Genomic DNA, 6,039 nt, shown 5'->3' with positions numbered 1-6,039 from the left:
GCGCTTGGTAGTGATCAGCGGAAAATACTCTGCGAGGTCAAAGCGCATTTGGCGACCGAATACGGAGTAAGTGCCTGTGCCCGTGCGATCGCCCGTCAAGACGCCGTTTTCTAAAACGTCTGCCAACAGCTGCTCATAGGGGGTGTCAATGCCGGTGGTGTTGTTATACATACCTATCATTTCGTGGTCGGACGTTGAGGTTATGGGTTCGTGCTCGAATCGGCAAGGAGGTCCAGGTACTCGGGGTACCGGCGCAAGTAGCCCTCAATGTAGGAACACTGATGGGTGAATGTTTGTTCCTGTTTCTTAAGCTGTTCCAGTACCAGCGTGGCCAGGGCGCGTGCGTATCCTTGCCGGCCGTATTCTTCAGCAACAATGGTGTGTTGCAGCACATAAGCGTTTGGTGCATCTTCCGCCATCCGGTAACCGATAAAGCCGATGAATGAGGTTTCACCGGAGTCTGGATGGTCTTGGTACAGTTCGAACCGATCTTTAGCAGAAGCGTCCACGAGTCGAAGGTTTTCGTGCACGATCTTGTCTGGCTGCCAGCCCGGCGATGTAGTCATAATCTCACCCTACCAATCCGACAGGGGGCGAGATAGGAACCACACGTTGCCTTAGTTTACGTAGGGCTCGTAGCGTTCCACAGACACAATCTTCCCTGAAAGGTGGGTGGCACGATGGACCACCAGAATGGAACCAGGGGAGAGGTTCGATTTTTTCTCCGTGTACACGTGTTTGGGGTTCACTACGGCGTGACGGTCTTCGCGGACCCACGATTTGATCTCCTTGAGGATCCGCTTGGTGACCGACGGCTGGGCGCACACGAGCGTAGGTTCGTGTCGTTTGAACTCTGTTCGCAAACGTTTTGCCATAAAATTTGGGTGGGCCTTGACCGTTCGGAGATTTACCCATTTCTTGTTGCGAACTGCACCACCATATTTCTTGACGAATGGAGCGATGGTCTCCAAGGAGCGCGTATATTTTGACGTCACGATTCGTGTGGGTGCCCAACCGCGCAGTAGCTTCGCAACGGCCTTTGCTTGCGTATACCCGGAATCAGCCAGCGGGCGGTCGACTTCGTCTTTGGTCCAGGATTCTGCTGGGATGGCTTTGGCCTGTCGCAGCACAATGAATGGGATGGTGGCTAGGTGATGCGCTTCGTACGCTTCGGCTAGCACTTTAAGAGGTTTCTTATCCAGTTTCTTCGTGAGAAGTTTTGTAGCTTCTTCAACACTTGCCCAGCGGGTTTCGTCGACTTCGTTGGCATCCGGTTTCGGGCGTTGGTCTATGACCCGAGCCGCCCAATACCAGACTTCTTTGCGGTTATTGCCATTAGAGGTCTTGTAGCGAATCACACCCAGCGGGATGCCGAGGGTGAGTCGTAAACCAACTTCTTCTTTGGTCTCGCGCCAAGCGGTTTCGGGCAATGTCTCATGAGGATCTAAGCGACCTTTAGGCCAAGACCAATCGTCGTATTGGGGTCGATGAATGAGCAGCACTTGAAGCTGACCAGATTTGATACGCCACGGAACGGTCCCTGCCGCTACGATTTTGGCGTTGGTGCCCTGATCGTTGGTGACCGCGGTGACTCGTGCGGTGGTGAGTTTGCCAATGCGTTTTGCCGGGCGCATGTACGTTCCTAGCTGTCCGAGGAAAACATGACATCGGTGTTTTCGATACCGAAGCCCAGGGAATTATACAGGTTCACTGCAGGTCGATTCTCATCGTCCACATAGAGCACGATTTTCTCCAGCCCGGCCGATGCCAGGTGATTCATGCCGTGAATGGTTAGTGCCTTGCCAAGACCGCTGCCCTGGGTGCTGGGGTGAACCCCCACCGCATAGACTTCACCGGCTGCAGAACCCACCGGGGTTTTGGTCCAGTGGAAACCCACCAGGGTGCCAGCTGTATTTTCGGCTACAAAGAACCCTGCCGGATCAAACCAGTCCTCGGCTTTGCGTGCATCTAAGTCCGCCTGGGTCAGTTGACCTTGCTCAGGGTGGTCAGCAAATGCCGTCGCGTTGAGCGATAACCACTCGGCGTCATCGTCGCCGGGGACGAACGTGCGAATTGTGTAGGTGTCGGCGAGGTCGACTTCGCCGAAGGACTCACGGTCAATTTCTAGCGCCATGCGATACAAGATGCGGGCCGGTTCTAACCCTGCAGAAGCGGCGAGCCCGCGCGCAGCAGGATGATCGCCGTGCGTCCAGGCGGTCGTGGTCTGTATATCTGGAGCATGCTCAGTGACCAGCTCTTGCGTTGCATCGACGAGTGCGCGGCCCAAGCCGTTACCGCGTGACTCGGGAGTAACCACAAGTTCAATCAACACAGGTTGTTCGGGGTTTCTTGGAATGACGACGGCCGACGCGCCGGTTAGTGCTTCTTCGCCGGTGGTAATCAGCCAAGCGTTCCCGGTGTGGAGCTCAACCCAAGTTTGATCCCCAAAAGGTTCATTCTGGTCGACCACAGCTGCGGAATCGGCAAGTTTGCGAAGCTGAGAAAGCTGACTGACGGTTTCGGAAGGAGCAAGCACACGCAAATGAGTCATGCCCCCACAATAACGGTTCCGGTCAAATCTCGGGACGGAATGGTCTGCCAACCTGGATCCGGCAGTCCAACATGACATGATAGAGGGGTGCGTAGAACAATCTCAGCTTTCACCGCGGTTGCTGCAGCCACAGTATTGGCAGTGTTGACCGCGTTTTTACCCAGCCTGCCCGCCCTGACCGGGCCCGTAGTCATGTCCGCGCTCGTCGTTGCCTTCGCGCTGACATGGCCAGTTCTGATCACGGCCGCCCCACGTTGGGGAGTGTCGGCGGTGCTGGGAGCAACCGGTTTGGCTTCCGTCTGGGTGGTGTCACTGTTGCCTGCGCACGCACAGTTTTCATCGGCACCCACGGAACTGTGGTTGGCTCCGGTCGGCGGTGCGGCCGCATTGGGGATTTTGGCAATGTTTGTCATCCAGACGTTCACTTTGCCCGGTGGGGTGCACCGCTTTATGACCACCGCCATGTTTTCGGTGGGATCAGTCATTGTAGCGACCGCTGCAGGCTGGACCCTCTTGCTGCGCAATAAACATGAAGTCGCGAACGGCATGTTAGGGGTGGAAAGGATCACGGGGGTCACCTGGCTGATGCTCACGATCCTTGCTGCTCTTGCGGCCGCCAGCCTGGCAACCCTACTGAAGAGTCGGCTGCGTACGCGCATGGTTGCCATCGTGGTGGCCGGAACCCTCGTTGCGGTGGCTCTGCAGTTTCTCCGTCCAGGCCCACTGTCGGTGCCCGCCGTTCTGGCCGGTATTGTCGCCGCATTAATTGTTGCCTTGACCGAGAGTTTTGCCGATAGCCGTGAACTACCCGCCGCCGCACGGCAACACCCGGTTAGTGCGGTCGCCGTGGGATCGGGAACCACAATTGTCACAGGAATGGTCAGCTACTTCGTCATTCACGTTCTACCCTGGTAATAATCCGCGACACTGACTCGTCAGTACTGAACTTTGTGAGTAAACTAAGTGCCATGTCTGTTGTAGCTTTAGAAATCTTCTTTACTGCCCTCGTTGGCCTGGCCGGCGTCGGCATGGCCCTGTTCGCATTGCTGGTCATCCGGAACCTCTACAAAGGTCAGCGCTAAATACTCCGGTGGCTACTGAACTTCCATACGATCTCCTCCCGGAACTGGCACCACTTTCCTGGTTAATCGGCTCCTGGGAAGGACAAGGCCGCCTTGGTGCTGGTGAAGAGGGCACAGAGATCTTCTACCAGCGCGTTGATATTGCAGAAACCGGACTACCGTTTCTGCAGTACCGCGCCGAAACCTGGCTTTCCGAAGAAGACGGCACCCTGATCCGCCCGCTGACCTTCGAATCCGGGTATTGGGCGATTGATAGAAATCGCCATACCTCCGACGTCGGTCCAGGCATGTCGCCGGCTGAAGTTGTGCCGGCGTACCGTTCTGCCGAAGATGTCGAACAGCTACGTAAGAACGAAACAGATTTTCCCATCACCGCCACCATTACTCACCCGGGCTCCATGTCTGAGCTGTACTACGGGATAGTGCGCGGTCCACAGATCCAACTGCAGGCCGACGCCGTTCTGCAGGGGACCCTGAGCGGTCAGTACCACTCTGCCAACCGAATCTACGGGTTGGTTAACGGACAAATGTTCTGGCGCTGGGACGTGGTCACCGCCGAAGGTGAAGAGCCCAAACCACACGCCTCCGGGATCTTAGACAAAATGCCATCTGAAAATGATGGCCGCCTCCCACCGGGCAAACCTCATTTGCCCGGCAAACAAGAAACCTGAGTTTTTATGCTTGACGTAACGCACATCGAATACACTCCTGAAACCTCACCGCTGCTGGCTGGTGAAAATTCCATTCACGGTGCAGTTGCAGCAAACTCTTACGATCAATACGTGGCAGGCCACTACGGCCACCCGGTTCAAGAACAACGGGCCCTAGCCAACGGTAAAGCAGTAGTTGATCTCTCGCACTACGGCATCGTCACCGTTACTGGTTCTGACCGTCTGTCGTGGTTGCAAACCCTGACCACGCAACAGACACAAGGCCTGCAAGCGCCGTTTAGCAGCGAAGCCCTCTTTTTGGACCTGCGCGGTCGCATTGAGATTGCCACCAAAATTTACGAAGATGGCGAAACAACCTACCTGCTGACTGAGCCGACCATGAATGCCACACTGGTCGATTGGCTCACCCGTATGCAGTTTGCCTCCAGAGTCGAAGTGACCGATCGTACCGGCGAACTGGCGCTTCTTGGCGCGACTGACGAGGTGCCGGGCTTATCGGATCCTGTCTGGGTTGACCCATGGCCAGGTATTTCTCCCGGTGGCTTTGCCTATACCGAAGCGCCAGCGGATCATCCGGCGGTGCATGAGGACTACGCCTGGCGCCTATACATCATCGAAGCGGACAAGTTAGTAGAGACCATCAACGGTCTTCCAGAAAATTTCCGCATTGCCGGGACCATGGCCTCCGAAGCGCTGCGAGTTGCAGCAGGTCGGCCACGCCAACTCTTCGATACCGACGAACGCTCCATACCTCATGAACTGGACTGGCTTCGTACCGCCGTTCACCTGGAAAAGGGTTGCTATAAGGGGCAAGAAACTGTCGCACGAGTCCACAACTTGGGGCATCCACCACGTCGGCTCGTCGGTCTGATGATTGACGGATCCGTCCACGGCCTACCCGAGGTCGGGGCTGAGATCATCGTGCGCCCCGACGCTGATGATGAAGCGGCGATGGCCTCGGCTCGTTCTATCGGAACACTCAAATCAGTGGCCATGCACCATGAAATGGGTGCCATCGGAACCGCCATGATTCGGCGCAACACCAAACCGGATGCCCAGCTGATCATTCGTGAAGTACCCCCGGAAGATGCTGCCGAAGACGAGCAGCCCAACTTCACCGCAGCGGCTCAGGAAATTCTCACCTCACCCAGTGCCGGCAAGGTTGTCGGACGCGTCCAAGGTCTCACAGACCTACGACGTCGCTAAATAAGCGTCACGCTGGTCCGAAAGCCAGACAGCACAAAACCAACGTCTGCGGCCATTCTTTCGCCTATCTCATCCCCGAATGGTATTACCCACTGGGGGATGAGCCCGTCGAACATACATTCTTCGGCCACGCGCGCCAGCATGAAAGTGCCATACCCGTTGGCGCGCTGAGCGGCTGCTACGAGTACTGCCAGTGGGCCGAGTGTGGCAGAAAAGACGTCATAGCCGGCGCCAGCGATGGGTTCAGCGTGCTGTTCAAAAGCCGAAACCGTAAAATAATGGTCTAACGATTCAAGAGACATGGCCGCGGTATCGTCCGGAGGGCAAGCTCTTGCAAGACGTCGGGCATTGCGGCGGGTCGATGTGACATTGAGCTGCGCATCGTCATAGATCGGAATATCTTCAGCGTAGAAGATTGCTTCTTCACCGTGAGACCGAGCTTGAGTGCTGTAACCGAGCTTCAACATAGTGGATTCTAATGCCAAGACCTCGTTGGGAATATCTCGTGCGGCATCAAGAAACCACTGCG

Annotated in this window: 8 protein-coding genes; 3 read left to right on the top strand and 5 right to left on the bottom strand. The window is 56.2% G+C overall.

Features of this window, described 5'->3' with window-relative positions; all coding sequences use genetic code 11:
- The 4 genes from L0H14_RS11510 to mshD form a co-directional block, all read right to left on the bottom strand.
- Nucleotides 1-171: thymidylate synthase (locus L0H14_RS11510; RefSeq protein WP_301421897.1), on the bottom strand; the 171-nt coding region annotated here is incomplete at its 3' end.
- A 29-nt stretch (nucleotides 172-200) separates the two neighbouring features.
- The gene (locus L0H14_RS11505) at nucleotides 201-566 is read right to left on the bottom strand and encodes a GNAT family N-acetyltransferase (protein ID WP_301421894.1); all 366 of its coding nucleotides are present in this window, start codon (nucleotides 564-566) and stop codon (nucleotides 201-203) included.
- Nucleotides 567-617: 51 nt separating this feature from the next.
- Nucleotides 618-1,634: an NUDIX domain-containing protein gene (locus L0H14_RS11500; RefSeq protein ID WP_301416043.1), complete on the bottom strand. Its 1,017-nt coding sequence runs from the start codon at nucleotides 1,632-1,634 to the stop codon at nucleotides 618-620.
- A gap of 8 nt (nucleotides 1,635-1,642) precedes the next feature.
- Nucleotides 1,643-2,551, bottom strand: coding sequence for a mycothiol synthase (mshD, locus tag L0H14_RS11495; protein ID WP_301421892.1), 909 nt, complete (start codon nucleotides 2,549-2,551; stop codon nucleotides 1,643-1,645).
- Nucleotides 2,552-2,638: 87 nt separating this feature from the next.
- Between mshD and L0H14_RS11490 the strand changes: the two genes are divergently transcribed.
- From L0H14_RS11490 to L0H14_RS11480, 3 genes are all read left to right on the top strand, one after another.
- Complete coding sequence (locus L0H14_RS11490; protein ID WP_301421891.1) at nucleotides 2,639-3,466, top strand: hypothetical protein; 828 nt, start codon at nucleotides 2,639-2,641, stop codon at nucleotides 3,464-3,466.
- Between the two features lie 175 nt (nucleotides 3,467-3,641).
- The gene (locus L0H14_RS11485; protein WP_301421890.1) at nucleotides 3,642-4,304 is read left to right on the top strand and encodes an FABP family protein; all 663 of its coding nucleotides are present in this window, start codon (nucleotides 3,642-3,644) and stop codon (nucleotides 4,302-4,304) included.
- Nucleotides 4,305-4,310: 6 nt separating this feature from the next.
- Nucleotides 4,311-5,510, top strand: a complete 1,200-nt coding sequence (locus L0H14_RS11480) for a folate-binding protein YgfZ (RefSeq protein ID WP_301421889.1) — start codon at nucleotides 4,311-4,313, stop codon at nucleotides 5,508-5,510.
- Here L0H14_RS11480 and L0H14_RS11475 read toward each other — a convergent pair.
- A partial coding sequence (locus L0H14_RS11475; protein ID WP_301421888.1) for a hypothetical protein occupies nucleotides 5,507-6,039 on the bottom strand: 533 nt, incomplete at its 5' end. The genes L0H14_RS11480 and L0H14_RS11475 overlap by 4 nt on opposite strands.

The sequence above is a fragment of the Yaniella sp. genome (genome assembly GCF_030453185.1).
Classification (GTDB): Bacteria; Actinomycetota; Actinomycetes; order Actinomycetales; family Micrococcaceae; genus Yaniella.
Note: the sequence above shows the minus strand (reverse complement) of the source record. Positions and strands in the feature narration are given on the sequence as shown.

Excerpts from the sequence above, each read along its gene's own strand:
- L0H14_RS11505 (WP_301421894.1), bottom strand. The coding sequence starts at position 566 with ATGACTACATCGCCGGGCTGGCAGCCAGACAAGATCGTGCACGAAAAC.
- L0H14_RS11500 (WP_301416043.1), bottom strand. The coding sequence starts at position 1,634 with ATGCGCCCGGCAAAACGCATTGGCAAACTCACCACCGCACGAGTCACC.
- mshD (WP_301421892.1), bottom strand. The coding sequence starts at position 2,551 with ATGACTCATTTGCGTGTGCTTGCTCCTTCCGAAACCGTCAGTCAGCTT.
- L0H14_RS11480 (WP_301421889.1), top strand. The coding sequence starts at position 4,311 with ATGCTTGACGTAACGCACATCGAATACACTCCTGAAACCTCACCGCTG.